Here is a 25,849-nt window from a genome sequence, read left to right on the forward strand (position 1 = left end):
ATAAAAATGTGGCAGGAAATTTTTCCTACCACCCCTTTTTTACAGGGGATTTCTTTCTTCCTTTTCCTGCCTCCTGTATTCCTCTGTCCTTCATGCACAAAATCATTCCTGCGGATACCGCCTGTACCGCCGCCATAGTGGCGCAGCACACAGGCAGATTCCAGTATGCATCGTAGCTTCGATAGCCAGCCATTCCAAGACTGGCAGTAATCGGATAAATCTGGGAAAGCCTGCTGCTCCCTGCCACAAAAAGTCCGGCATATCCATAGACAAACGCCACTGCCACTCCTCCAAGGAATCCATTCCTGGAGCGGCTGGTTGCAATAATGATCGGCAGTACAGAGATATAAAGGAACAGATTTACCACAACCTGCTGGTAAAGAGAAAGAATCGCCCCGTCCACGGTAAATCCGGGAATCCCTGCGGCAAAACATCCGGCAGCTGTAAATACAGCACAGACAAAGCCAAGCGCCGCAGAAAAAATCCCGGCAACAACCAGTTTTGCCGTCAGGATGGCACGAAAAGACACCGGAACCGTGAGAAGACTTTTCAGGGTATCGTTTTTTATTTCACAGTTAATGATATATCCTGTAATTAAAGTAATACACATGGGAAAAATCATAAGCATATTATTTTTGATCACCTGTTCGGAAAAAAAACTGTATGTCCAGACGGTGCCGTCTTCCGCCAGGGTGGTAAACAAAGTCAGAATTACCGTTAAAAGCATCAGCGCCACCCCTGCCCAGAGAATGTGATAGCGCTTCATTTTCATAAGCTCTGTTTTGATCAGACGTATCATATTATTCTCCCCTCCTCTGATAAAGCTTTACCATAAAAATCACAGAAATAAAAGCAACTGTAAAAAGAATTACAGCCACTTCAGCTTCAGCAGGAATCAGCGCTCTAAGAGATTCCAGATCCTTCGGATCACTGACCACCATATGCTTCTGCATGTCGTCTGCGCTCCATAAGGTTGTCAGAGGAACCGGCATCAGATATACCACAGCCTTTGGAAGCGCTCCCATTACAAAAGCTCCCGCCTCATTAAGCACGCTGTAAAAGACACACAAAAGAATAGAAAAAATATAGGATTTGCTGCAAAAAACAATCACTGCTACCAGAGGCAGAGTCCCTGCCGTAATATAAATTCCCATTTTTACCGACATCCACAGCTTATATCCAATCCCCTGTACCTCAAAGACGATCCCTCCGCAAAACACAGAAGTAATTGTAGACGCTACACAAAATACGACACTGAAAAGGAACAACAGTATCACTTTTGCAAGTACCAGCTTTGTACTTGATACCGGAATGGTTTTCAGACTTTTGAAGGTGTCATTGTCGCGTTCCATAAAAAACAGAAGCGCCGCAATGATTCCAAGAATACAGGGCATGAAAAGCTGGATTCCATATCCCAGCACTGACTGCCACATCATGTCAAATACCTCCGCCTGAGTACTGCACTTTTCCCAGATCGGATCCCAGTTCAAAAAAAAGAACGTCAGCAGAACCGGAAACAAAAATGCCGCCGCAATCACAAGCTGAACAAATCGTTTTCTCTTTAATTTCCATAATTCACATCTGAGCAGTCTAAGCAATTCCAACACCTCCGGTCACTTTTTTGAAGTAATCCTCCAGGGTATCTTCACACATATGAACATCCCTGATCTCAATTCCATTTTCTACAAAGCAACGGTTGATACACTCCACCGGAAGGGAGGTATCAAGCAGCCGCAGACTGTGGGGATCCTCTATCTGAAAATACTCTGTTCCAAAATTTTGATAGAGAAGTCCCGATGCTCTTTTTGCATCGGACAGGACAAACCGGACATACTTCCTGTTCTTTTCCTCCAGCTCCTTCAGGCTTTCTTCTTCCAGAAGCACTCCATGGTCAATAATTCCAATATCGTCCGCCAGAAGCGCTATTTCCGAAAGAATATGGCTGGAAATCAGAACCGTTTTTCCCTGTACGTCACAAAGCTCACGGATAAAAGAACGGATCTCCGCAATGCCAATAGGATCCAGACCGTTAATCGGTTCATCCAGAATCAGAAGCTCCGGATCATGCATCACTGCCAGAGCAATGGACAGCCTCTGTTTCATACCAAGAGAATACTGGGAATAAAGCTTCTTATCCCTGTATGGCAGTCCCACAAGCTCCAGAGCCTTCTGAATCGCTTTTGGATCTCTGATCCTGCGAAGCTCTGCAAAAATCTTCAGATTCTCTGTTCCTGTCAGATTCGGATAAAAGCCCGGGGCTTCAATCAGGCTGCCCACCAGAGGAAGAACCTTTTTTTCGTTGTCGTGAAACGCTTCCCCAAAGATACGGATTTTTCCTGAAGTGGGTTTTGTCAGTCCAAGAAGCATTTTCATTGTCGTTGTTTTTCCCGCGCCGTTTCTTCCCAAAAGCCCGTAGATACGTCCCCGGCGTACATGAAGACTCAGTTCGGAAACACTCTTCTGGTTCCCGTAAATTTTTGTCAGTTTTTTTGTTTCAATTATCAGATCATTCATGAAAACAGCCTCCTTTATTTTTAATATCATCTTAACTCACTTTCCTTGAGCTTTTATGGAGACTGCCTTGAGTTTACCTTGAGATTTAACAGGGAATACTATGCAGAAACTGATGGCAGATGTATAATATAAGAAGCTTTTTTAGAAATTCTAAAATCAGGAGGAACTTCTATGTATGAAAAACCAATCCTCATTGTGGATGATGAACAGGAGCTTCTGATCATGATACGCAAAATTTTTGAACGGGCAGGATTTACCCAGATCATGACTGCCGCCTCCGCTGAAGCGGCTCTGAAAATTCTTTCTGTCAAAATGCCGGCTATGGCTGTCCTTGATGTGATGATGCCGGGAATGGATGGGTTTGCGCTTTTAAAAGAAATCCGTAAAGTCAGCAGTATGCCGGTTTTAATGCTGACTGCAAAAGGCGAGCCGGAAGACCGCTGTACCGGACTGGAATTAGGTGCAGACGACTATCTGGTAAAGCCATTTTTGCCCAGAGAGCTTCTGCTTCGGGTTACCGCAATCCTGAAACGTGTCTATCCGGAAGGAAACCGTATTGTCACGCTGGCAGCCTCCCAGGTGGATCTGGACAAAGCCGAAGTACGAAAAGGAAAAGAAGTCTTTCGGCTTACTGCAAAAGAATACGCCGTATTTCTAAAGCTTGCAGAAAATGCAGATCGGATCGTTACTATTGGTTCTCTCTGCCAGACTGCCTGCGGAGAGATCTGGCAGGGCTATGAATCTACTCTGATGACCCATATCCGTCATTTGCGCGAAAAAATCGAATCCAATCCGTCTGCCCCTGTCTCTCTTATCACCATCAAAGGACTGGGCTACAAGCTCATAACCAGGGAGGAAAACCGATGAATTCCATACAGCGTTTTTTTCGTAAATATTTTCTGTCCACTATGGGACTGCTGCTGCTGTTTTTATCCATAAATATTTTTCTTGCTCTTACCGTCCTTATTATCTCCTACAAAAGCTCCTCAGCTCCGAAGCTGCCTGTTGCACAGCTTGCTGAGAGAATAACCGAAAGTAACGGAGTCATCTGCGCTGATCCTCAGGTAAAAAAAATCCTCACTGAAAATCACTGCTGGGCCATGCTTCTGGATGACAATGGTACTGTCCTGTGGGATGAGGGAATGCCAGAACCCCTTCCTCGAAGCTATACAGCCACAGAAATCGCCAAATTCAGCCGATGGTACCTGCAGGAATATCCGGTCTATGTATGGGAACATCCTCTGGGGTTATTTGTGACCGCTTATCCGAAAGGCAGTATGCAGAAATATAATTTCTCCATGGACAGCCGTTACCTTTCCTCCTGTCTTCTTGGAATTTTTGTAATTTTGTCTGCCAATCTTCTTTTCATGCTTCTTCTGTTCTGGAAAAACACTCATAACGTAGAAAAAGCCATAGGCCCCATCCTTACAGGAATCAGCGCCCTGGCTAAAGGAAAAACTGTTTCATTAGAAGAAAAGGGAGAACTTGCAGAAATCAGCGCAGAAGTAAACCGCACAGCAAAAATGCTTCAAAGCAAAGACGCATCAAGAGCCCAGTGGATCAGCGGTGTTTCCCATGATATACGAACGCCTCTTTCCGTCATTCTTGGTTACGCAGGCAGTATGGAGGATGATTCTTCTCTTTCATCTGATATCCGGAATCAGGCTGCAATAATTCGTATGCAGGGCGAAAAGCTGCGGCAGCTTATTTCGGATCTTAATCTTGCCTCCAGGCTGGAATATGCCATGCAGCCTTTAAAGAAAACTTTTATAAATCCTGTGGAACTGGTTCGCCAGTGCATCAGTGATTTTTTTAATAACGGGCTGGATCCAAAATACGGGCTGGAACTGGATATCAGAAACGCTGCAGACTCGCCACCGATTGAGGGAGATCACTCACTTCTTACGCGTATGCTTGACAATCTAATTGGAAACAGTATCCGTCACAATCCAGAGGGCTGTCAGATCCTTGTATCTGTAACAGCAGAAAAAGAAAACTGCCGGATCACCGTTGCCGACACAGGACGGAGTGCAGACGCTGCCCTCCTGAAAAAGCTGAACCATATGGAATCCATTGCCATTACCCAGAATGACAAGGGAGAAATCATTCACGGAAACGGGCTGAAGCTTGTAAAACAGATCGTGAAAGCCCATGGAGGAAAGATTTCCTTTTCCACAAACACTCCCCGGGGAATGACCGTAACCGTGGAACTGCCATTATACATTCCTGCTATTTTGGAATAATCCTGTTGCTGTACATCACGTATTATATATTTTCCCATCTCTCTCTATACCTCATTACAAATTCAGATTTTTTGCCACAATTGTATCAAGTACCTGTGCGTTTATAGCTAAAAAACAGGGGCGCTGTTCCATATTCTGCATTGCTTATTCTTGTAACAACCAATCAGCTATATCGTAAATTTCAATTCCTTCGTAGCTATATTTCGGATGCCTGGTTCTGGCAATAATCATTTTTGGATAAGCATCTCGAATCTGAAGCAGAGGCAAATATTCTCTCTCAAATGTTTTCTGCTCTGAGATATTGTCACTTACCTGAATATAAATCTTTTCACTGCCGCGCTGAGCAACAAAATCGATTTCTTTTTGATAGAGCTTGCCAACATAAACATCGTATCCACGGCGAAGAAGCTCAATACAAACCATGTTCTCGTAAACTCTGCCATAGTCCATGTTCCTGCTTCCAAGTATTGCATATCGAATGCCACTGTCACACAGATAGAATTTTTCAGAGCTTTCGAGGTACTTCTTGCCACGAATGTCATATCTCTTAACATCATAAAACACGAAGGCATTACACAAGTATTTGATGTACTTGCCAACGGTTACATGATTAGTGGGTGTTTCCTTCGCTGTTAGCAGCTGACTAACTTTATTAGGGGATGTCAGATTGCTGATATTGTCCATTAGGAACTCGCTCAAACGCTGTAAAACCAAAGTGTCAGGCAACGCGTATTTCTGTACCAGGTCCCTTGTTACAATTGTTTCATACACCTCTTTGATATAATTTCTTCTATCTTTTTCGGTTCTATATGCATAGGAACCCGCTAAGCCACCCTTGATGGAGTAATCATCGAAGAGCTTATCTTTATCGCTAACATCATCGTAATATTGGCAATACTCCTGGAAGCTGAAAGGAAACACATGAATTTCAATATAGCGTCCAGTAAACAAAGTTGCCAAATCCGCACTTAGCAGAAAAGCATTGGAGCCGGTTACATAGATGTCGTATTTTCCTTTTGCGTACAAGCTATTGATTGCCAACTCAAACCTTGGACACATCTGAATCTCATCCACAAACAGATAATTTGTTTTATCTGCCTGATAATGTTCTTCTACATAAGCGTGTAGCGCATGGTATTCTTTAATCTCTTCATAAGCCAAATCCATGAAGTCAATAAAGATAATATTGATGTTTTCAAAATGACTTCTCAGGTATTCCATATATGCCTGCATCAATTTCGATTTGCCAGAACGCCGAATACCCGTGATGATCTTAATGTCAGGAGTTCCGTTCAGTTCAATGATTCTACCAAGATATTTTGCTCTCGTAATTGTTTTCATATGAACACCCACTTTCAAAAGTTGAATTTTTTTCATTTTTTGAAATCGTTTAGATGTCTTTATTATACTGTCTGCTAATAGTATATGCAAGCTGCCACTTTCAAAAACATAAATATTTTTATTTTTTGAAAGTGGCAGCTATGTAAAAGCAATCCATATAATTCGAAGCACGAGTTTCTATTTTTTTCTCATAATTAGAATTACCAGTCAACCTCAAATCAGGCAACGCAATTTTTCCTTGCATTGCCTGACTCTATTATTCCGCCGCTTCCAGCATATTTTCAATAAAAATCCCATATCCTCTCGTGGGATCGTTAACTAAAACATGGGTTACCGCTCCCACCAGCTTCCCATCCTGAATGATCGGGCTGCCGCTCATTCCCTGGACGATGCCTCCGGTTGCTTCCAAAAGTTCCGGATCTGTTACATGGAGCACAAAGCTTTTATTTGTATCCTCGTGGTTCATATCAATCCGGGTTATCTCTGCCTGATACTCCTGTACCTTTCCATTTACACAGCATAAAAGAGAGGCCGGACCTGTTTTCAGTTCCTGTTTATATGCCACAGGCATTTTTTTCAGAAACATCCCTTCCTTTCCGGCAAATATATGTCCATAAATTCCATTTTTACTGTTTATATCAATATTTCCCAGAACTCTTCCCGGTTCATAACGTATCAGGCCGGAAAGTTCTCCCGGACTTCCGCTTTCTCCTTTTTGTATGCCCAAAACTTCTGCCTGGTAAAGAGAACCTTCACTGATATGAAGAAGCTCACCTGTATCCACATCACTGATTCCATGCCCTAAAGCACCGTAATTTCCTTCTTTATCTACAAAAGTCAGTGTACCGATCCCCTGGGTATTATCCCGTACCCAGATCCCAAGCTTATAATCTCCGTTTGTATCCTTTACCGGTGTCAGAGAGACCGGAACCTCCTGTCCCTCTCTTAATAGGTCAAGAGTCACATCATCTCCATCCAAATGAGAGATATCTTCTATCAGTTCCTGTTTACTTGTGACCTTCTGTTCATTAAATGCCACTATATAATCTCCAGGCTTTACAATGTTTTTGGCAGGATCCTGAGAGGTTCCCTGCTCTGTCATTATCTCACCGGTATCAATGATCAGGACTCCTTCTGTTTCCATATAAATCCCTACTGTATTTCCGCTTGCATAGACAGTTCCATTCTCTGCAGGCATTACCTTTATATCTTTAAAGGGAATAAATCCCAGCAGCCTGCATGGAAGAAGATAACTTCCTTCTCCGGATACAGCTATGGCGTCCTCAAATTTCAGAAGAGGATGTTCCAGAAGCTGCGCTACCTTCTGGTCTTCTCCTTCTGACACATATATTTCATCGGGAACCTTACGGTCTATATAACGATATCCCAGCCATCCCATAGCAAGGATATCCAGTCCCAGACACCACAGAAGAAATTTTCTGTACCTTCTTCTGTTCATTCTGTCACATCCTTTCCGCATAATTTAAAAGAGAGGACGACGTCTCCTGTCATCCTCTCTTATTATGCGGTGAAACATTTTATTTCAGTCTTGTATTTTTATGTACCAGTGCCAATTCTTTCATCTCTTTTGCATTGCCAAAAACAGCATCTGTGATCTCCGCTCCTCCAAGAAGCCTTGCAAGCTCCCGTACAGATTCATCACCTTCCAGAGGATGGATCTCCGTAATAGTTTCCGTCCCTTTCTGATGTTTTTCAATTTCAAAATGAGTATCTGCCATAGCAGCAATCTGAGGAAGATGTGTAATGCACAAAACCTGATGGCAGGCTCCGATCACAGCCATTTTTTCCGATACCTTCTGAGCAGTCCTTCCACTGATACCTGTATCGATCTCATCAAAAATCAGTGTCTCAATCTGATCCCGGTCTGCAAGAATGGCCTTGATGGCCAGCATGATCCTGGAAAGCTCACCTCCTGAGACGATCCTTCCCAACGGCTTTACATCCTCTCCGGGATTTGTGGAAATTTCATATTCTATCTCATCTGTTCCATTATCAGAAAATTCTTTCTTCCGTTGAAAATCAATACGGAATTTCACATCCAGGAAATTCATATCACGAAGGCCTTCTATGATTTTTTCTGTCAGTGTTTTACTATATTCTTTCCTGATTTCTGACAAAACATGTGAGGCTTTTTCAAGCTGTTCTTCTGTTTTTTTCAGATCTTTCTTTGCTTTCAGGAAATTTTCTTCATATCTGGAAAGTTCTTCCAGCTTTTTCTGCTGACCCTTCTGATAGGCGTGGATTTCCTCTATGGTACGTCCGTATTTTGCCTTCAGTCCGTTGATCAGATCAAGACGCCTTTCTGTCTCATAAAAAGTTTCATCATCAAAACTTAAATCCTCCACATAGGAAGAAATTTCTCTGTTAAAATCATTTAAAAGAGCATCTATCTCCTGCAGGGACTGTGACATAATTTCCAGCTGCGGGTCATATTCTGTTACCTTTGAAAGCTCTCTGACCGCAGTACCTGCCGCATCTCCCGCTCCCTGATCGTATCCGGTCAGGCTGTGAACAGTCTGAAGTGTCTCGAGAATCAGCTTTCCGTTATTCAGCTTACGGTACAAGTTTTCCAGTTCTTCATCTTCTCCGGATAACAGATGCGCTTTTTCAATCTCTTCTATTTCGAATTCCAGAAAAGCTTTTTCCCTGTTTCTCTGCTCTTCATCTGTATCCAGTTCTTTCAGCCGCTGCACACAGCTGCGATAGGTGCCGTAAATTTCCCTTACCTTTTCTTTCGCCGGCTGTATTTTTTCCTTTCCATATGCATCCAGGATTTCCAGCTGCTTATCCTGATATAAAAGAGACTGATGCTCATGCTGTCCATGGATATCCAGAAGACAGGAAGCCGCCGCTTTCATCTGACTTACTGTACATGTCTCTCCGTTGATCTTGTTGATACTTCTTCCATCTGTGACCTTTCGTGAAAGAAGCACCTGCCCATCCTCCAGTTCAATCCCCAGATTCTTCAGAGAAGCCTCCGCCTTTTGATTTTCCACCTGAAAAAGAAGCTCTACCAATGCATAAGGTGCTCCTGCCCGTATCATATCTTTTGCGATCCGTCCTCCCAGAATCAGCTGCATAGAGCCAAGGAGAATTGATTTTCCCGCTCCGGTTTCTCCTGTAAGGATATTCAGCCCCGGTCCAAATTCCACTTCGATGTCCTGGATCAGTGCAAGATTTTTTACATGCAGATGAACTAACATTTTACCGCCTTTCTATTTCTTCAGAATGCTCTTCAGACGCTTTACTACGCCTGATGCCTCCTCTGTTGTCCGCGCAGCACACATTACCGTATCATCACCGGCAATGCAGCCCAGGATTTCTTCCCATTCCAGGGCATCCAGCGCTGCAGCTACTCCCATAGCCATACCAGGAACTGTCCTTATGACTACAAGGTTTTGTCCCTGATCTATTGTAAGAAGTGCATCATGAAGCACTCTGGTATATTTATCACCTAATCCGGACGGCAGTTCCTGAAGAATGGCATATCGGGATTTTCCTTCACCATCTGCTACCTTTGTCATCTTCAGTGCCCGGATATCTCTTGACACAGTTGCCTGTGTTACCTTAAATCCTGCCGCATTCAGACGGGCAGCCAATTCCTCCTGCGTATCAATATCATACTGCCGGATCAGTTCCTTTATTTTTTCATGTCTTGCTACCTTCACAATAACCCCTCCGTCTGGTGCTTAATTATCGCGCATTTTCTGTCTTAGGACCTCTACAAAGCTCAAATGGTTCAGCTTCAGAATCCGGCAGCTGACCGCTGCTTTTCTTATGATGATCCTGTCTCCTGTTACCATTGGTATCACCGTATCCCCGTCAAAAGAAGCCAGCCCCTTTTCCTGATCCTGTCTTCTTCCTTCTCCAAGTTCCACCGTGATTACATCTTCTGCCGGAAATATGATGCTTCTGGTATTCATAGTATGAGGCGCCACCGGTGTCATCAAAGTCATTGCCGCATTGGGTGATATCACCGGTCCTCCACATGACAGACTGTAGCCTGTGGATCCCGTAGGTGTGGAAATAATGATTCCATCCGCATTATAAGAATTCAGATATTCATTATTCACATAATTTTTGAACCTTACCACTCTGAGAGGGCCATCTCTGGAGATTACAATGTCGTTTAAGGCAACATCTTCCCCGATCAGTGTATCTCCCCTCCACACGCTTCCGGTAAGCATCATGCGTTCTTCTATCTCATAGTCATCTGACATCAGCTGATCCAGAGACGGGTATATGGAATAGCGGTCTACCTCTGCCAAAAATCCCAGCGTGCCCAGATTCATTCCCAAAAGAGGGATTTCTCTGTGGACAACATCCCTTGCTGCCTGCAGAAGTGTTCCATCTCCTCCCAAAACCAGAATACACTGTGTTCCCTCCGGAATCAGATCCGGATTCGTATAGTGATAACTTCCCTCCAGTTTTCTCTCTGCCTGCTGGACCATACATTCTTTTCCATGGCTTCTGAGATAGGAAACGATTTCTCCCGTCAGTTTCAGTTCTTTATCCTTGGCGCTGTTTGTGATTATATAAAACCTGTCCATAACAAACCTTTCTTAATCCAGCTGTGCATGTGCATCCCGGACTATTATTTCCGGGGCTGTTTCCAGACAGGAAACCACTGCTGTACCTTCCGGTCTTTTTTTCAGATGAAGGAGATATTCAATATTTCCCTCAGGTCCTTTAATCGGTGAAAAGGAAAGATGTGCCGGTTCCAGGAAAATGGACATTGCATATTCCATAACTTTTTCTATCACCTCAAGATGTACTGCCGGATCACGGACCACACCTTTTTTTCCAACTTTTTCTCTTCCTGCTTCAAACTGAGGTTTGATCAGGCAAACGATCTCTCCTGTTTCAGTCAGAAGTTTTCTTACCGGAAGCAGAACTTTTGTAAGGGATATAAATGATACGTCTATGGAAGAAAAATCTGCCGCTTCCTGGATATCATCAGGAACCACATATCTGATATTTGTTTTTTCCATACAGATTACTCGAGGGTCGTTTCTGAGCTTCCAGTCAAGCTGACCGTATCCCACATCAATAGAGTAAACTTTCACAGCCCCATTCTGCAGCATACAGTCTGTAAATCCGCCAGTGGAAGCTCCTACATCCATACAGACTTTTCCATCCAGAGCAACTCCAAAATGATTCATTGCCTTTTCCAGCTTCAGCCCTCCGCGGCTTACATAAGGAAGGGTATTTCCCCTCACTTCAATTTTTACAGTTTCCGGAAACATAGTCCCTGCTTTATCTTCCTTCTGTCCGTCCACATAAACATCCCCGGACATAATATATGCCTTTGCTTTTTCTCTGGAGGGGGCAAGCGCCCTCTCCATCATCAAAAGATCAAGTCTTTTTTTCATTTTACTTCCTCATACCCGTTTTCTTCTGATAATTCATTGTCTATGGCACTGAGGATCTCCACAGGAGAAAGCCCCACTCTGGCTCTCAGGCTGTCTACCTCCCCGTGCTCTACAAAACGGTTCCAGATAGCAAGAGAAAGAACTCTTGTGTTAGGATGGCAGGCTTCCATATAGGATGCCACATGCTCCCCGAAACCGCCGTTCTTTACATTTTCCTCCACAGTCACAAAAAGGCTGTGGTCTTTTGCCAGCTCATCCAGAAGAGCTGTATCCAAAGGTTTTACAAATCTTACGTTTACAAATGTAGGATCGTCCCCTCTGTCCTTCATCTCATGGAAAACCTGCTCACAGACAGCAGTCATGCTCCCCACGGATAAAATCACCGTTTTGCTTCCTCTGGAAATAACCTCACTTTTTCCATACTGGATAGGTCCGTTAAATTCTTTCAGACCCTGGTATGCATTGCCTCTGGGATAACGGATCGCACATGGTCCGGCTGCACATACAGCAAATTCCAGCATTTTTTCCAGTTCCCATTGATTTTTTGGCGCCATCACCGTCATATTCGGCATCATGGTCAGATAGGAAAGGTCAAAACAGCCCTGATGAGTCTCGCCGTCAGCGCCTACCAGACCCGCCCTGTCAATGGCAAAAACCACATGAAGATTCTGCATGCATACATCATGCAGGATCTGATCGACTGCTCTCTGAAGAAAAGATGAATAAATGGCCACTACAGGGGTGACACCTCCAAGAGCAAGACCTGCCGCAAAGGATACTGCATGTTCTTCCGCAATTCCTACGTCAAACAAACGCTCCGGGAACAGCTTGCCGAATTTCTTAAGTCCTGTCCCGTCCGGCATGGCAGCTGTGATGCCTACCAGTTTCTTCTGCTCTTTTCCAAGGGCTGCCATTGTCTCTGAAAAAACATCCGTATAAGTAGGAATCTTTTTTTCTGACAATGATTTTCCCGTTTTTATATCAAAGGGACCTGTTCCATGAAATCTGTCCGGATGAACACAGGCCGGAGTATAGCCTCGTCCCTTTTCTGTCAGTACATGTACCAGAACAGGGCCTTCTACTCGTTTTGCCTCATTAAAAAGCCTCATCATCTGCCGCATATTATGGCCGTCTACCGGTCCCAGATAAGTGATTCCCATATTTTCAAAAAACATGCCCGGTATGATCAGCTGTTTGATACTGCTTTTTGTCTTTCGCATAGTATCTACAATAGCCGGTCCCACTTTCGGTATTTTTTTCAGCGCCTTCGTAGTGTTCATTTTCATCCCGGTATAGGCTTCTGCTGTCCTTAGTGCACTTAGATAAGAGGAAATGCCTCCTACATTTTTTGAAATGGACATATTATTGTCATTCAATACAATAATAAAATTCGTCTTCAGCTCTGCTGCATTATTCATAGCCTCATAGGCCATGCCTCCTGTCAGAGAACCATCTCCGATCACAGACACTACCCGGTAATTCTGGCCTTGAAGGTCTCTTGCACGTACATATCCAAGACCTGCGGAAATGGAATTTGAGCTGTGGCCTGCATCAAAGGAATCACAGTCGCTTTCCTTTCTTTTTGGAAATCCGCTCATGCCGCCTTCTTTCCGAAGATTGGCAAAGCCGTCTTTTCTTCCCGTAAGTATTTTATGTGTATATGCCTGATGCCCCACATCCCAGATAATTTTATCCTGTGGAAGATCCAGAACGTTATGAAGGGCAAGAGTCAGCTCTACAACACCCAGATTTGATGCCAGATGACCGCCTGTATGGCTTACAGACCGGATCAGAAACTGCCGGATCTCTGCTGCCAGTTCTGGAAAATCTGCCAGTGCGATCTTATGAATGTCATTTGGCTTATTGATCTTTTCCAACATCCTCCGTATTCCTCTCTTACTTCCTTCGGCCTGCCATCTCCTTTATGAGGGCCATCAGGAATTCATTTTTTCTGTTCAGCTTTTCCAGATATGCAACAGCCCGGGCAGAAAGCTCCTCTGCCTGGCGTGCCGCCTCTTCTATACCAAAAAGCGTCACATATGTAACTTTATTGTTCTTTTCATCACTGTGTACCGGCTTTCCAAGCTCCTGGCTTGTAGCTGTCACATCCAGGATATCATCACGGATCTGAAATGCCAGTCCAATATTAGAAGCTGCACTTTCTACAAGGGCAAGCTCTTCTTTTTCCGCGCCGCCCAGCACTGCCCCGGTCATCATAGATGCCTCCAGAAGAGCTGCTGTCTTATGCTCATAAATATAATCAAGCAATTCTTTTGTCAATGGTTTCCCGTCATTTTCCACATCTACGCTCTGACCACCAAGCATTCCGTATATGCCTGTTTTTTCTGCCATAATACGAACCGCCCGGATCACCCGTTCATTTCCCGGCGCCAGTTCAAACGCCCGGAACATGGTTTCGTAAGCGTAATTTAAAAGAGCCGCTCCGCCCAGAACCCCCATCGCTTCTCCATATACTTTATGAGTCGTCAGGCGTCCTCTTCTGTAGTCATCATTATCAATAGCCGGAAGATCATCATGAATCAGAGAATGGGTATGGATCATCTCTATCCCTGCCATAAATGGTTCTGCCAGCTTTTCATCTCCGCCGAAAAGACGGAGTGTTTCAAGAAGAAGAACTGGTCTCAGACGTTTGCCGCCTGCACACATGCTGTAATTCATGGCTTCTGCCATAGTCTTTGCAAATCCCTCTTCTTTTGGAAGCCATAAACGGATCACCTTTTCTGCATGATCGGTCTTTTGCTTCAGTTCTTCTTTAAAATTCCCGTAATGTTCCATCTTCATCCATCTGGAGCATCTTTTTTTCTACTGTATCCAGCTTCTGGCTGCAGTATTTCAAAAGCTCCATTCCCTTTTTATAAAAACGAAAGGAATCCTCCAGGGAAGTCTCACTGTCTTCAAGCTTCTGTGCCAGTTCCTCAAGCTTTGCAAAAGCTTCTTCCAGTGTCTGCTCCTCCTGAAGCATTCTTTCCTGATCAGCTGTGTCTGTCATATATTCCATTTTTCCTTTCTGGATCCTGTGATCCGGGCTTCGATCACCCCGTCTGTCACAGAAATATCCAGCATTTCGCCAGGTCCGGCCTGTGAAACAGACTTCACGGCACAGCCTTTTTGGTCTGAAACAAAGGCATATCCCTGATTCAGTTTTCCAAGAGGAGACAGTCCTTTATATCTCTCCAGAAAAATTCCAAGCCTGTGTCTGTTCTCCCGGATCTTCCATTCCATTGCCCCGCGGACAGCATTTTCATAATCCAGCAGCATCTGGCGCTTTTCTCTCAGACGGCTTTCCGGGCTGAGATACTGAAACCGCAGTTTTTCCTGTTCCAGCCTGAGATTGTACAGGTCGATTCTTGCCTGCATCCCTCTTCTGAGACGCTCCCGGTATCCTTCTGCCGTTTCCATTATCTTTCTGCGGTTTTCTACTGCCAGTTCCGCTGCTGCAGAAGGTGTAGGAGCCCGCAGATCGGCCACAAAATCAGCAATGGTAAAATCCGTCTCATGCCCCACTGCAGAGATCAGAGGTGTCCTGCATTCAAAAATGGCTCTGGCTACTTTCTCTTCATTAAAGGCCCAGAGATCTTCCATGGATCCGCCCCCTCGGCCCGCAATGATCACATCCACGCCATAGCGGTCAAGCATCTGTATTCCCTTTACAATACTGTCTGCAGCACCCTCTCCCTGTACCAAAGCAGGGTACAGAATGATCTGAAGATAGGGATCTCTTCTAAGGGATATGTTCCGTATATCCTGAACAGCAGCTCCTGTAGGCGCTGTCACCACTCCCAGTTTTTTTATAAATCTTGGAATGGGCTGTTTATATTCCTGGGCAAACATCCCCATTTCTTCCAGTTCGCTCTTGAGGGCAAGAAAGCGTTCATAGAGAACGCCTGATCCTTCCTGGGTAATCTCCCTGGCATAAAGCTGATAACGCCCGTCTCTTTCATAAACGTCAACAGCTCCGCCTGCCACCACCTGGTCTCCGTCTTTCATTCGAAAAGCCAGACCTCTTCTGTGCCCTGCAAACATCACACAGGAAAGAACTCCTGTTTCATCTTTCAGAGAAAAATAAATATGACCGCTGGGATGATATTTACAGTTGGACACTTCTCCCTTCACATATATCTTCTTCAGAACAAAATCCTGAACAAACATATTTTTTACATATCGGTTTACCTGTCCTACTGAATATACTGTTTTCATTTTCAGTTCTTGCTTTCTTCAGATCCCGGTGCTTCTTTTTTCTTCTGATCTTTTTTTGACAGAATAATATGCTTTGCCTGATGTGTCGGACGCTGTGGTCTTTTTACTGTACCGGGAGTTTTATTTCCACTTGCGATCCTGCCAAGTATGCCGTTTACAAACGAGCCCGAATCTTCCCCGCCAAAAAGCTTGGCGATCTCTACTGCCTCGTTGATGGCAACTCCCACCGGAATATCATCGTCGAATTTCATTTCATAAACTGCCAGACGAAGTGCCGTCAGATCCACTCTGTTCATACGGCTGGTCTTCCATCCCTGGCTGTACTCATTCAGTTCCTGATCGATCTCAGGGAGTTTTTCAAGGATATGATCGTACTTCTGCTTCATATCCGACTGCTCATCTTCAGTCATCTCCTCAAGAGTATCAAAGTAAAGTGAAAGCTGCTCCGGCATCTCTCCTTCTTCATTAAACTGTGTCATAAACAGCAGCTTAAAGATATGCTCTCTCTGTTCGTGTCTTCGCATAATTCCTCCTCATAAAGAAAAAAGGAAAGGTTTACTTTCCTTTTTCATTCTCCATATCTACGCCTGCAATGCGGATATTTACATCTGCAACTTCAAGGCCTGTCATATTTTCAATAGATGTCTTGACTTTGTCCTGAACCATTCTGCTGACATCCAGGATATTCTTTCCAAAATCAATATTCAGTGTCAGATCCACGGTAACAACACCCTCCAGGATCGTTACTTTTACGCCTTTGGACAGGTTTTTCATTCCCAGCTTGCCCACCAGTTCATTGGTGATATTGCCGCCCATGGAAGCAACGCCTTCCACCTCAGTGGCAGCCAGACCTGCAATGATCGTTACCACCTCATCTGCGATCTTCACTTCACCGATCCCTCCGACATCCTGTATTTTATAAGTTGTTCTTTTTTCTGCCATATTAACTCCTCCTAAGGATCCAGAATCTGATTCATTGTTACTGTTTACTTCATTACAGTAACGATTCGTTGCTCTTATTATGGACATTCCTGTTCTCAGAAATCCATCTACATTCATAGGATTAGTATATCAAATTTCCACAGAAAATAAAAGTATTTTATTTACTGAATTCAGTCAGCACCAGATCCGGATTACGATCCTGTGTCATGCCCACACTCCATGCGTTGACAAACAGCAGCAATGGATTTCCCTTAAGGTCTGTTACCTTCTTCATATCTGAAGTCCCTGTGATCTTAGCTACGTCCACTTCTTCTTTATTTGCGATCCAGCGGATGTGTTCATAAGGCAGATTTTCCAGACGAATCTCCACATTATATTCATTTTCCAATCGGTATTTCAGGACGTCAAACTGCAGGACACCTACAACGCCTACAATGATCTCCTCCATACCCGTATTAAATTCCTGGAAGATCTGGATGGCGCCTTCCTGTGCGATCTGGTTGATTCCTTTTACAAACTGTTTACGCTTCATGGTATCAATCTGGCGGACTCTTGCAAAATGCTCCGGCGCAAAGGTAGGGATCCCCTCAAAGGCAAATTTATTGCCTGGAGAGCAGATAGTATCTCCGATAGAAAAAATACCCGGATCGAATACACCGATAATATCTCCTGCATAAGCTTCGTCTACAACATGACGGGATTCCGCCATCATCTGCTGCGGCTGGAGAAGACGCATCTTCTTGTCTCCCTGTACATGATAAACCTCCTGTGAAGCATCAAACTTACCGGAACAGATGCGCATAAAGGCAATCCTGTCACGATGTGCTTTATTCATATTTGCCTGGATCTTAAATACAAAGGCTGAAAAATCATCAGACATAGGATCGATCTCCTGATCCTCTGCTTTTCGCGGCAAAGGGGAAGAGGTCATTGACAGAAAATGCTCCAGGAATGTTTCCACACCGAAATTGGTAAGAGCAGAACCGAAAAATACCGGTGTCAGTTCTCCTTTGCTTACCAGCTCCTGATCGAAGTCTGCGCTGGCTCCGTCCAGCAGCTCAATTTCTTCCATCAGCTGTTCTTTCTGTTCTTCATCCACGATCTCATCCAGATGTGGATCATCTATGTCGATTTCTTCTATGCTGCCTTCTTTTGTTCCTTTCTGAGTATCAGAAAAAGTAAGTACCTTATGGGTATTTCTGTCGTACACTCCACGGAATTTTTTACCGGAACCGATAGGCCAGTTGATGGGACATGTAGCAATCCCAAGCTCTTTCTCGATTTCGTCAAGAAGATCAAAAGTATCGTTTGCATCTCTGTCCATTTTGTTGATAAATGTAAAAATCGGAATATGGCGCATTACACAGACTTTAAACAGCTTCCTTGTCTGTGCCTCTACACCCTTGCTTCCGTCAATCACCATCACTGCTGAATCTGCTGCCATCAATGTACGGTAGGTATCCTCAGAGAAATCCTGATGTCCCGGAGTATCCAGAATGTTGATACAGTAACCGTCATAGTGGAACTGAAGTACAGAGGAAGTAACAGAGATACCTCTCTCCTTTTCGATCTCCATCCAGTCAGAAACCGCATGGCGGGCAGTTGCCTTTCCCTTTACACTTCCTGCCAGATTGATCGCTCCTCCATAAAGAAGGAACTTCTCTGTAAGAGTCGTCTTACCGGCATCCGGGTGGGAAATAATGGCAAAGGTTCTTCTTTTTTCTATCTCTTTCGCATACTTGGACACGTTAAAGCCTCCTGTTATTTTTTCTGTTTCATGATATTTTACGTTCTTTTGCACAACAAACACATTCTAGTATACAAAAGGAGGCAATGTCAAGAGGAGGGAGGCGAAAAACACAGCCTCCCTCCAAAAAAACACCTGTCTGTCAGTCATAAATCCCTTCTGTTTCAATCGTCGGTTCTTCTATTGTATCCGCATTCGTTTCCTCTGCCGGGGTCTCCTCCTCTGCTGTTGGTTCCTCTGCTTCGGAAATTTCTTCAGAAGATCCGTTTAACGGTGTGATCACAATATTTTCTGCCGCGATCCCTGTCTTACGTTTGACGATATCCTCAATCTGAGCCCGTCTGGAATCTTCAAGATCTGCATCCGGCACAACAACATCCGCTGTTTCTCCGGTCAGGTTCACGATCACATTTTCAAATCCTTTTGCCTCCAGAAGAAGCTCTGCCGCCGCCTCTTTTTCTGTAAGTTCTGTCATAGAAACCATGGTACTGATAGCTTCCTGCTTCTTCTCTTCACTGATATCTGCATTTCCTATGATCTCCTGAAGATCTGCCTTATTCTGAGAACGTATCTGCTCTCTTGAAAGTCTTGCCTGAGCGGCAAAATCTGTAGCCCCTGTAAGTACGGCTTCTCCTGGAGTACCTGTGGTTTCAAGCTCCTCAGCGCCATTTGCCCCGTTCTCATCCAGAAGGGCTGTTTCATCTGTAATATCGTACTCTGTCTCTTCCAGGATACTGCTGCTGTCTGTACTTGCCTCCTGATCTTTAAAGCCCAGATCCACATCTGCAAAGTTCAGATAACCTGCAACTGCGATCAGGATCGCCAGCGAGGTGATGATCACCTGATTTTTCTTCATGATCTTTTTCACTTTACTCTCCTCATTTCATTTTCATTATTTTAATTTTATGGGCTTCAATCTGAAATAATGCCATGACTGCCTGCTGAATGTTCCGTACAATAACAGGATCATCTGCTCCTTCTGCTGAAATAAGCACACCGGTTACCTCTATCTTTCCGGATCCGTAAAACCCCTGCTGCTGTCCGGTCATCAGAAGTACCTGCACCTGTCCGGCGCCTTCTGTATTTTCCAGGATGGATTCCAGCTTCGCCTCCAGTTCTGTTCGGTCTGTCATATCTTCTTCTGCCTCTTCCAATATCCCGCTCCTTGTTCTTTTTTCCTTTTTACTGTCTGATACAGGAAGAGAGATCACTGTCAGAAGAAGTCCCAGAAGAAGAAGCATCGTCCACTGCTGCCCCGTCATCCCCTTCAAAAAAGATCTGACAGTTTTCCTCTGTGATCCCGAAGTTCTCCTGGAGTCCATGGCGGATCCCTCCTTCCTGTTCCTCCGTCAGATTTATGCTTACAGTCAGTTTTAAAAATATCTGCTCTCCTTCTATATCTACGACTGCCTGTGCATGATTTATTCCTGTTTTTTTCAGATAACCGGTGATTTCTGACGACAGCGCCTTTTCATAGCCCTGTTCCAGATAAAATGCCTGTAGCTCCCTGTTTTCCATTTGTTCCATTCTTTTCTGCTCCTGCCGGAAATACTCTTCAAAACCTGCTAAAAGCTCCGTACTTTTTCCGAACACAGAAAACACAGGGACGCATATCATATAGATCAGAAGAAGCCCCATAAAAGAGCGGACATAGCGTTCATATTTTTTATCCGGTATCAAATGAAGCAATGATGTAAAGATCAGGTAGAACACAGCCAGATTTCTTGTCCACTGACAGATCTGTTCTTTCATATCCCGCCTCCCCGAGTTCCTGCCATAACGATCAAAAACGTCAGGATACAAAGGATCTCCGCTGAAAAAAGAATCTTCAGAAAAATACCATATCCCTCTCCCATAGTAGACAGGCATTCTACAATGCGCCTGTCCGACACAGGCTGAGCTGCCGCTGCCAGAAAACGATAGACAAACGACAGTATTCCATAATGGATCACAGGTCCGGCTCCTGCCATCAGCAGTACGATCAGTATTACAATACCAAGGCAGTTTCTCACAAGCACTGCACTTGCAAGAACCAGCTCCGTCACCGTATTTACTGCATTTCCTACTCCCGGCAGAGAACTGGCCGCCCTTCCGATAAATGTTCTCTTTAAAGAATCCATAGCCGGAGCCGACAGACTTTTGATGATCTGCAGACCTGCCACTGTTCCTAAAAGCGTTTTCAATCCCCAGCCTGTCATTACCGCCAGAAGGTCTGAAAGCTTCCCCAGCATCTCCTCCCTGGAAAGATGATTAACAAGACAGAGCAGCACATAAAGATCCGCCGCCGGCAAAAGAATATTGAGGAGGATCCATTGGAGCAGCCACACCAGAATAAGAACCCCCTCATAAAATACAGCGGCTGATACAGCTCCGGAAGCTGCTGCTACCGTAATAAAGTATGCCGGAGCAAGGGCTTTCATAAATTCCATCATCCAGGAGATGGTCTGATACAGTTTATTTCCCGCCTCAAAAAAAGAGTCTGCAAGAAGTGTGAATAACAGCAGATATACAATATAAAAGCTGATATCCCCTACCTGGCTGTTTTCAAAAACAGAAGAAAAATTCAGCAAAAGAGCTGCTGCAAGTATAAGGAGCAGCAGCTTTACAAACAATTCTCTCTCCTTCTGGAGGCCGGAAAAAAAGAGACTTTTCAGGAATCTCCCTACGGTCTCTTTTGATATTGCCTCTTCTCCATGGATCATTTTATTCAAAGCCTCACGAAAAGAAAAGCTGTCCTCTCCCAGTATTTCATTTACCATCTCCTGTATTTTGCTCAGATCAAGTTCCATAAGAAGATCTCCCTGTATCTTCTCCGCTGTTTCTTCTCCTTCTGATTTTCCAGATTCTGCCAGGACCGTATCGGTTCCGCTCAAAAAAACCAGAACCATACAAAGTATGATTCCTGTTTTTTTTATAAACAGACTCATACAAAAAACTTCTGGATAGTTTCCAGAAGAGCCATAAGTACCGGAAGACTCAGTACCATGATCGAAAGCCGGCAGAACAACTCGATCTGTCCGGCTGTTGCCTGATGCCCGGCATCTCTGCAGATTCCTGCAGAAAACTGTCCGATATAGGCAATTCCCAGCATTTTGACCAGAGAAGACAGATAGCTTTTTTCAAAGCCCACACTTTCTCGAAGTTCTTCCATAACTTCATAGATATACCTGATTTTTCCCACAGCCAGTCCCAGGATCACAACGCCTATACCCATTGTCACAAAAGCTGCATATTCCGGTTTTGTTCCTTTTAATAAAAAACCAAGGATCACTCCGCAGATCCCCAGAAGAGAAATTTTTATGATATCCATATCATCCTCCGGTCTCCCCCAGTATAACAAAAACTCCAATCAGCAGACTACATAACAAAAAGCGACTGTATACTCTCAAAAAGATCATAGATATAAGGAACGATCCAGAACAGTACGATCAGAAGCCCTGCCAGGCTTACAAGAAATGCCTGCTCGTCCCTTCCGCTGTGCTTCAGTATCTGGGAAAGAACGGAGACCAGGATTCCCACTGCCGCGATCTTAAATATTATACTGACCTCCAATTCCTCCCCCTTTCCGGTATCTTTACCATAACAGCACTCCCAGAAGGATACCGCCCAGGATTCCCATACTCCTGCACAGTTTTTTCTTTTCCGGAAGCTCTTTTTTCAGATTCTCCAGCTCTTCTGACAATTCCGTCTCAAATACTTCTATCTGACGGATCTGCATTTCCCTGTCCAGATAACCAAGACGGCCGCCAAAAGAAAAGGCTGTTTCCTTTTCTTCTGCAGAAAGAGCTGTCTCGGTCAGGATTTTTTCCGCACAGTCCCGAAATATACTTCCAAAAGGTCTGCCCTGAGCGTCTTTCATAGAAGCGGACACACACATAAGAAAATCCCTGTAGGCGCCTTCCATTTTACCGGCGGTTTCCAGAAAAGCCTCCGGAAGAGACGAATTTCCACATCTTACAGCTCCCTTCAGATATGCTGCAATCTGAAGAAAAATCCTCAATTCCTGCTCTCTTCTTGTAAACTCCATGCTTTTTGAAAAACCAATGCCTGTTCCTGCCAGAAAAATCAAAAAAATCCCTGCCGCCTTCAGCATGGATTTCCTCTTTCGTCATAAATTCCCCGGATGATCCCGGCTCTCTGCTCTTTTCCAAGAAGGATATACCTTTCAAACACTTTCATCTTTCTGAGACGTCCAAAAAAAGGAGTAGAAAAAATCTCCTCCAGGCTTGCCCCATGAGCAGTGGCAATCAGCTTACATCCGCTGTAGATCACAGATTCCACCGCCTTAAAATCCTCTTCCCTTCCAAGTTCATCCACTGCGACTACAGAAGGGGACATAGAGCGGATCAGCATCTGCATCCCATGAGCTTTTGGGCATCCGTCCAGCACGTCTGTCCGGATTCCAAGATCATTCTGGGGTATTCCCTGATAACAGCCTGCAAGCTCGCTTCGCTCATCCACCACTCCTACCGTTACTCCCGGAATCTTTCCGGATCCGTTGCTGAGCTGGCGGATCATATCTCTGAGCAAAGTAGTTTTCCCACATCTTGGCGGAGAGATCAAAAGTGTATGGGCTGTCCAGTTTTCTTTCCGGATGTGTTCCATGACCGGATCTGCACATCCTTGTATTTCATGAGCCAGCCGGAGATTGATGCAGGATATATATTTCATTCCCCTGATTCTGTCTCCATCCAGGATCACCTTTCCGGTAACGCCGACCCTGTGTCCTCCCTGTACGCTCATATAGCCCTGGCGGAGCTCATCTTCATAAGCATACAGGGAATATCCGCTGACATACTCCAGCGTTTCTTTCAGATCCTCTCTGGTAACCAGATACGGTTCCCGTCCTCTGGTACGCAGAAAGCATTCTCCTCCATCGTAGATCAGAAACATCGGACGTCCTGCCCGCAGACGGATCTCGTACAGCTTTTCATAATCCAGATCCGCCTGAAGAAGAAGCCTTCGGATATTTCCGGAAAACAGATTCTGAATCTGGTTTGCCTCTATGGTCCTCACCCCTCTTTACACATAATATATGTGGGCGTTCCCATTTTAGTACAAGTTTTTATGGAAGACTGATCTCAACTTTTTCCCAGCGGATATCCAGAGGATCTGCAGACCACAGCGCCCCGCTGTAGCCCGTCTCCATATCCAAAATCACATGATGTCCTTTTTCCATAGGTATTTTTCGGAAATCTTTATAAAATCCCTCTCCGGTCCATTTCGTGTAAGCTTCTCTCAGAACCCACTGTTCAAAAAAGGCAGCTGAAACATCCTCTGCTGCGATTATTTCCGAAACCATCTCAGAAGGAACAAGTTTCTGCAGCATTTTTTCAAAATTAACCTGTTTATGCTGCTGGATATCGATTCCAACCTCCTGATCCGCCATAACGCACACCACATATTTTCCTGAATGACTGATATTATAATGAAGTTTCGGACGCAATGTAAAAAACGGTTTCCCATGCTCTCCCTTTGCTCTTGGTTCAAAAGACAGCTTCAGACCATACTCTCTGTACAGAGCCTCCTCCAGAAGTTTCTCACCTGTCATATGCTCCATATTTTTTTTCTCATACTGCCCTGGTATTTCTGTTATGTAGATCACTGCTTCCATCTTCCTGCCTCCTTTAAAAATCTTGATGCTTCCCTTTCTTTTTCGTATTGCTGCTTCATCCAGCAGAGAGTCAGCTGCTTTCTTGCCCGTGTCATTCCCACGTAAAACAGTCTTCGCTCTTCTTCAATGGCTGATTCCAGAACAGCTTTTTTATAGGGAATGCTTCCCTCATTTATATTCAGGATATAAACCTTATCATACTCCAGGCCTTTTACTCCGTGCATGGTAGAGATCAGAACTCCCTCCTGCTCTCTGGACTGTTTTTTTGCCTGTTCACTGAGTTTTCTTGTGTAATCTTCTATATGATCTTCCCATTCCTTCAGACTGTTCATGCCCCTGGCACTTTCTGACAGCCGGTCCAGGATCTCCAGCAGTTCTTCTGGTTTTATTTTACGATACTGCGCATATTCATGCAAGTATTCTTCATACCCCATACCTTTCCTGATAAAATTTATGGCAGCAAAAGGAGGCAGACCTTTCAGTATCCTTAAATGTGTTTCCAGTGTGGTGATACGGTCGCACATCCAGTCTTTGTCCTTATAGAACTCTTTCAGCTGAGAAAAAGACAGTTCATAGGAGACTGCAAGAGCATCCCGGGAAATATATCGGTTCGGCCGGTTCATGATCTCAAGAAAGTTTTTCCTGCTGTTCTCTCCTGCTGCCAGCTTCATATAGGCGATCATGTTTCTGCAGATCCAGTGCCTGAAAAGATTGGGAAGAGTCTCTTTCATGGTAAAAGGCACCTGTCTTTCCATCAGTGCTCCCACCAGTCCTTCCGCCTCCTGATTTGTCCGGAGCAGTATCGCCGTATCCCGGATATCCTCTCCTCTGTCCATCCTGTCCTTCAGCTCTCCGGCAATGGTCATATATTCTTCTCTGGGATTGGGAAATTCCTGAAACTTTACCGGAGTCCCTTCTTCGTTTGGAGTAGAAAGATCTTTTTGAAAACGGGTCTTATTGTTTTCTATGACTTTTATAGCAGACGCCAGGATCCGCTTCGTACAGCGATAATTCATATTCAGCACCACTGTTTCTGCTTTTGGATAATCCTTTGTAAAATTCAGCATGATCTCCGGCCTGGCTCCCCGGAAATGATAAATAGACTGATCGTCATCCCCCACAATAAAAAGATTGTCTTCCGGCTTTGCCAGCAGTTTTACAATATCATATTGAAGCTGATTGATGTCCTGAAACTCATCCACCAGGATATAACGGAATTTTTTCTGCCAGGCCGCCAGGATATCCGGTCTTTTTATAAAAAGATCGTAGCAGTACAGGATCATATCATCAAAATCCAGCTTTCTCCTTGCAGTGCAGATGCTCCGATATCCCTGATAAATACGCCGGAATATTTCATCCGGACAGCAGGAAGAATAATAGTGCTCCAGCGAGATCCGATTTCCCTTTACCACACTGATCTCTTTGGCGATCTCTTCCGAAAAATCACCTTCCTCTGCCAGTTCCCCTCCATGCTCCAGGAGCAGTTCCTTCAGAATTCCGTATTTTTCCTCATCAGAAAGAATATTCTCTGCCGTAAATCCATACGCCTGCTTCAAAATACCATAAAACACACCATGGAAAGTACCAAATGTCACTGGCGTCCGTTCCTGTCCGGTAAATTTCAAAAATCTTTCTTTCATTTCCCGGGCTGCTGCTCTGGAAAAAGTCACAACAAGAACAGAGGCCGGTGAGATCCCGCCTTCTCCTGTCATATATGCAGTTCTTTCTACGATTACTGAGGTTTTCCCCGAGCCGGGGCCTGCCAGAACCATCATCGGTCCTGACAGGTGGGCGATCGCCCGTTTTTGAGATGGGTTACGTTCCATATAAGTCCGTT

28 protein-coding genes are annotated in these 25,849 nt (G+C 44.5%); 2 read left to right on the top strand and 26 right to left on the bottom strand.

The features are described 5' to 3' along the window. Positions 1-25 precede the first annotated feature (25 nt). The 3 genes from RDS42_RS01145 to RDS42_RS01155 are packed head-to-tail and all read right to left on the bottom strand — an operon-like array spanning position 26 to position 2,514. Positions 26-799 (bottom strand): ABC transporter permease, encoded by a 774-nt coding sequence (locus RDS42_RS01145; RefSeq protein WP_308781980.1) that lies wholly within the window; start codon positions 797-799, stop codon positions 26-28. Position 800: 1 nt separating this feature from the next. Continuing rightward, entirely contained in the window at positions 801-1,607 is an 807-nt protein-coding gene (locus RDS42_RS01150) for an ABC transporter permease (RefSeq protein WP_331682950.1), read from the bottom strand. Beyond that, positions 1,591-2,514, bottom strand: coding sequence for an ABC transporter ATP-binding protein (locus RDS42_RS01155; RefSeq protein WP_308781982.1), 924 nt, complete (start codon positions 2,512-2,514; stop codon positions 1,591-1,593). The genes RDS42_RS01150 and RDS42_RS01155 overlap by 17 nt, the downstream gene beginning before the upstream one ends. A 171-nt stretch (positions 2,515-2,685) precedes the next feature. Here RDS42_RS01155 and RDS42_RS01160 point away from each other — a divergent pair, with 171 nt between their 5' ends. After that, positions 2,686-3,381 carry a response regulator transcription factor gene (locus RDS42_RS01160; protein ID WP_308781983.1) on the top strand — a complete coding sequence of 232 codons (696 nt, stop codon included), beginning with the start codon at positions 2,686-2,688 and terminating at the stop codon, positions 3,379-3,381. After that, entirely contained in the window at positions 3,378-4,757 is a 1,380-nt protein-coding gene (locus RDS42_RS01165; RefSeq protein ID WP_308781984.1) for a HAMP domain-containing sensor histidine kinase, read from the top strand. Before RDS42_RS01160 ends, RDS42_RS01165 begins: the two co-directional genes overlap by 4 nt. Before the next feature lie 144 nt (positions 4,758-4,901). Here RDS42_RS01165 and RDS42_RS01170 read toward each other — a convergent pair whose 3' ends face one another. The 23 genes from RDS42_RS01170 to RDS42_RS01280 all read right to left on the bottom strand — a co-directional run bounded on the left by RDS42_RS01170 (position 4,902) and on the right by RDS42_RS01280 (position 25,838). Beyond that, positions 4,902-6,134 (bottom strand): ATP-binding protein, encoded by a 1,233-nt coding sequence (locus tag RDS42_RS01170; RefSeq protein ID WP_308781985.1) that lies wholly within the window; start codon positions 6,132-6,134, stop codon positions 4,902-4,904. Positions 6,135-6,354: 220 nt separating this feature from the next. Continuing rightward, positions 6,355-7,557, bottom strand: a complete 1,203-nt coding sequence (spoIVB, locus tag RDS42_RS01175; RefSeq protein WP_308781986.1) for a SpoIVB peptidase — start codon at positions 7,555-7,557, stop codon at positions 6,355-6,357. A gap of 79 nt (positions 7,558-7,636) precedes the next feature. Next, a complete protein-coding gene (gene recN / locus RDS42_RS01180; RefSeq protein ID WP_308781987.1) occupies positions 7,637-9,322 on the bottom strand; it encodes a DNA repair protein RecN in 1,686 nt (561 codons plus the stop codon). A 12-nt stretch (positions 9,323-9,334) separates the two neighbouring features. Then, positions 9,335-9,787: an arginine repressor gene (gene argR / locus RDS42_RS01185; RefSeq protein WP_308781988.1), complete on the bottom strand. Its 453-nt coding sequence runs from the start codon at positions 9,785-9,787 to the stop codon at positions 9,335-9,337. A 21-nt stretch (positions 9,788-9,808) separates the two neighbouring features. After that, complete coding sequence (locus tag RDS42_RS01190) at positions 9,809-10,669, bottom strand: NAD(+)/NADH kinase (RefSeq protein ID WP_308781989.1); 861 nt, start codon at positions 10,667-10,669, stop codon at positions 9,809-9,811. 12 nt (positions 10,670-10,681) lie between these two features. Next, on the bottom strand, positions 10,682-11,491 hold the full coding sequence (locus RDS42_RS01195; protein WP_308781990.1) for a TlyA family RNA methyltransferase: 810 nt from the start codon (positions 11,489-11,491) through the stop codon (positions 10,682-10,684). After that, the gene (dxs, locus tag RDS42_RS01200) at positions 11,488-13,371 is read right to left on the bottom strand and encodes a 1-deoxy-D-xylulose-5-phosphate synthase (protein ID WP_308781991.1); all 1,884 of its coding nucleotides are present in this window, start codon (positions 13,369-13,371) and stop codon (positions 11,488-11,490) included. The genes RDS42_RS01195 and dxs overlap by 4 nt, the downstream gene beginning before the upstream one ends. Before the next feature lie 16 nt (positions 13,372-13,387). Beyond that, entirely contained in the window at positions 13,388-14,287 is a 900-nt protein-coding gene (locus RDS42_RS01205; RefSeq protein WP_331602350.1) for a farnesyl diphosphate synthase, read from the bottom strand. Beyond that, the gene (gene xseB / locus RDS42_RS01210) at positions 14,265-14,501 is read right to left on the bottom strand and encodes an exodeoxyribonuclease VII small subunit (protein WP_308781993.1); all 237 of its coding nucleotides are present in this window, start codon (positions 14,499-14,501) and stop codon (positions 14,265-14,267) included. The genes RDS42_RS01205 and xseB overlap by 23 nt, the downstream gene beginning before the upstream one ends. Further along, complete coding sequence (gene xseA / locus RDS42_RS01215) at positions 14,498-15,709, bottom strand: exodeoxyribonuclease VII large subunit (protein ID WP_308781994.1); 1,212 nt, start codon at positions 15,707-15,709, stop codon at positions 14,498-14,500. The genes xseB and xseA overlap by 4 nt, the downstream gene beginning before the upstream one ends. A gap of 2 nt (positions 15,710-15,711) precedes the next feature. After that, positions 15,712-16,233: a transcription antitermination factor NusB gene (gene nusB, locus RDS42_RS01220; protein WP_308781995.1), complete on the bottom strand. Its 522-nt coding sequence runs from the start codon at positions 16,231-16,233 to the stop codon at positions 15,712-15,714. Positions 16,234-16,264: 31 nt separating this feature from the next. Then, a complete protein-coding gene (locus RDS42_RS01225; protein WP_308781996.1) occupies positions 16,265-16,651 on the bottom strand; it encodes an Asp23/Gls24 family envelope stress response protein in 387 nt (128 codons plus the stop codon). Positions 16,652-16,808: 157 nt separating this feature from the next. Further along, positions 16,809-18,398 (bottom strand): peptide chain release factor 3, encoded by a 1,590-nt coding sequence (locus RDS42_RS01230; RefSeq protein WP_308781997.1) that lies wholly within the window; start codon positions 18,396-18,398, stop codon positions 16,809-16,811. 142 nt (positions 18,399-18,540) lie between these two features. Further along, positions 18,541-19,266: a SpoIIIAH-like family protein gene (locus RDS42_RS01235; RefSeq protein ID WP_308781998.1), complete on the bottom strand. Its 726-nt coding sequence runs from the start codon at positions 19,264-19,266 to the stop codon at positions 18,541-18,543. Between the two features lie 10 nt (positions 19,267-19,276). Continuing rightward, positions 19,277-19,552, bottom strand: coding sequence for a hypothetical protein (locus RDS42_RS01240; RefSeq protein ID WP_308781999.1), 276 nt, complete (start codon positions 19,550-19,552; stop codon positions 19,277-19,279). A 28-nt stretch (positions 19,553-19,580) separates the two neighbouring features. Then, positions 19,581-20,150, bottom strand: coding sequence for a stage III sporulation protein AF (locus tag RDS42_RS01245; protein WP_308782000.1), 570 nt, complete (start codon positions 20,148-20,150; stop codon positions 19,581-19,583). Continuing rightward, entirely contained in the window at positions 20,147-21,325 is a 1,179-nt protein-coding gene (locus RDS42_RS01250) for a stage III sporulation protein AE (protein WP_308782001.1), read from the bottom strand. The genes RDS42_RS01245 and RDS42_RS01250 overlap by 4 nt, the downstream gene beginning before the upstream one ends. Then, complete coding sequence (locus RDS42_RS01255; protein ID WP_177276034.1) at positions 21,322-21,708, bottom strand: SpoIIIAC/SpoIIIAD family protein; 387 nt, start codon at positions 21,706-21,708, stop codon at positions 21,322-21,324. Before RDS42_RS01255 ends, RDS42_RS01250 begins: the two co-directional genes overlap by 4 nt. Positions 21,709-21,755: 47 nt before the next feature. Next, positions 21,756-21,950 (bottom strand): stage III sporulation protein AC, encoded by a 195-nt coding sequence (spoIIIAC, locus tag RDS42_RS01260; RefSeq protein WP_177276035.1) that lies wholly within the window; start codon positions 21,948-21,950, stop codon positions 21,756-21,758. A 22-nt stretch (positions 21,951-21,972) separates the two neighbouring features. Further along, positions 21,973-22,491: a stage III sporulation protein AB gene (locus RDS42_RS01265; RefSeq protein ID WP_308782002.1), complete on the bottom strand. Its 519-nt coding sequence runs from the start codon at positions 22,489-22,491 to the stop codon at positions 21,973-21,975. Beyond that, entirely contained in the window at positions 22,485-23,405 is a 921-nt protein-coding gene (gene spoIIIAA, locus RDS42_RS01270; RefSeq protein WP_308782016.1) for a stage III sporulation protein AA, read from the bottom strand. The genes RDS42_RS01265 and spoIIIAA overlap by 7 nt, the downstream gene beginning before the upstream one ends. Before the next feature lie 58 nt (positions 23,406-23,463). Then, a complete protein-coding gene (locus RDS42_RS01275; protein ID WP_308782003.1) occupies positions 23,464-24,012 on the bottom strand; it encodes a 4'-phosphopantetheinyl transferase superfamily protein in 549 nt (182 codons plus the stop codon). Further along, on the bottom strand, positions 24,000-25,838 hold the full coding sequence (locus RDS42_RS01280) for an ATP-dependent helicase (protein ID WP_308782004.1): 1,839 nt from the start codon (positions 25,836-25,838) through the stop codon (positions 24,000-24,002). The genes RDS42_RS01275 and RDS42_RS01280 overlap by 13 nt, the downstream gene beginning before the upstream one ends. Positions 25,839-25,849: the final 11 nt, after the last annotated feature.

Origin of the sequence: uncultured Blautia sp. (assembly GCF_902497045.1) — a bacterium.
Lineage (GTDB): Bacteria > Bacillota > Clostridia > Lachnospirales > Lachnospiraceae > Blautia_A.

What these genes read in the sequence shown, in the direction of transcription:
- RDS42_RS01145 (WP_308781980.1), bottom strand. Translation starts at nt 799, where the DNA reads ATGATACGTCTGATCAAAACAGAGCTTATGAAAATGAAGCGCTATCAC.
- RDS42_RS01155 (WP_308781982.1), bottom strand. Translation starts at nt 2,514, where the DNA reads ATGAATGATCTGATAATTGAAACAAAAAAACTGACAAAAATTTACGGG.
- RDS42_RS01160 (WP_308781983.1), top strand. Translation starts at nt 2,686, where the DNA reads ATGTATGAAAAACCAATCCTCATTGTGGATGATGAACAGGAGCTTCTG.
- RDS42_RS01165 (WP_308781984.1), top strand. Translation starts at nt 3,378, where the DNA reads ATGAATTCCATACAGCGTTTTTTTCGTAAATATTTTCTGTCCACTATG.
- RDS42_RS01170 (WP_308781985.1), bottom strand. Translation starts at nt 6,134, where the DNA reads ATGAAAAAAATTCAACTTTTGAAAGTGGGTGTTCATATGAAAACAATT.
- spoIVB (WP_308781986.1), bottom strand. Translation starts at nt 7,557, where the DNA reads ATGAACAGAAGAAGGTACAGAAAATTTCTTCTGTGGTGTCTGGGACTG.
- recN (WP_308781987.1), bottom strand. Translation starts at nt 9,322, where the DNA reads ATGTTAGTTCATCTGCATGTAAAAAATCTTGCACTGATCCAGGACATC.
- RDS42_RS01190 (WP_308781989.1), bottom strand. Translation starts at nt 10,669, where the DNA reads ATGGACAGGTTTTATATAATCACAAACAGCGCCAAGGATAAAGAACTG.
- RDS42_RS01195 (WP_308781990.1), bottom strand. Translation starts at nt 11,491, where the DNA reads ATGAAAAAAAGACTTGATCTTTTGATGATGGAGAGGGCGCTTGCCCCC.
- dxs (WP_308781991.1), bottom strand. Translation starts at nt 13,371, where the DNA reads ATGTTGGAAAAGATCAATAAGCCAAATGACATTCATAAGATCGCACTG.
- RDS42_RS01205 (WP_331602350.1), bottom strand. Translation starts at nt 14,287, where the DNA reads ATGGAACATTACGGGAATTTTAAAGAAGAACTGAAGCAAAAGACCGAT.
- xseB (WP_308781993.1), bottom strand. Translation starts at nt 14,501, where the DNA reads ATGACAGACACAGCTGATCAGGAAAGAATGCTTCAGGAGGAGCAGACA.
- xseA (WP_308781994.1), bottom strand. Translation starts at nt 15,709, where the DNA reads ATGAAAACAGTATATTCAGTAGGACAGGTAAACCGATATGTAAAAAAT.
- nusB (WP_308781995.1), bottom strand. Translation starts at nt 16,233, where the DNA reads ATGCGAAGACACGAACAGAGAGAGCATATCTTTAAGCTGCTGTTTATG.
- RDS42_RS01225 (WP_308781996.1), bottom strand. Translation starts at nt 16,651, where the DNA reads ATGGCAGAAAAAAGAACAACTTATAAAATACAGGATGTCGGAGGGATC.
- RDS42_RS01245 (WP_308782000.1), bottom strand. Translation starts at nt 20,150, where the DNA reads ATGAAAGAACAGATCTGTCAGTGGACAAGAAATCTGGCTGTGTTCTAC.
- RDS42_RS01250 (WP_308782001.1), bottom strand. Translation starts at nt 21,325, where the DNA reads ATGAGTCTGTTTATAAAAAAAACAGGAATCATACTTTGTATGGTTCTG.
- RDS42_RS01255 (WP_177276034.1), bottom strand. Translation starts at nt 21,708, where the DNA reads ATGGATATCATAAAAATTTCTCTTCTGGGGATCTGCGGAGTGATCCTT.
- RDS42_RS01265 (WP_308782002.1), bottom strand. Translation starts at nt 22,491, where the DNA reads ATGCTGAAGGCGGCAGGGATTTTTTTGATTTTTCTGGCAGGAACAGGC.
- RDS42_RS01275 (WP_308782003.1), bottom strand. Translation starts at nt 24,012, where the DNA reads ATGGAAGCAGTGATCTACATAACAGAAATACCAGGGCAGTATGAGAAA.
- RDS42_RS01280 (WP_308782004.1), bottom strand. Translation starts at nt 25,838, where the DNA reads ATGGAACGTAACCCATCTCAAAAACGGGCGATCGCCCACCTGTCAGGA.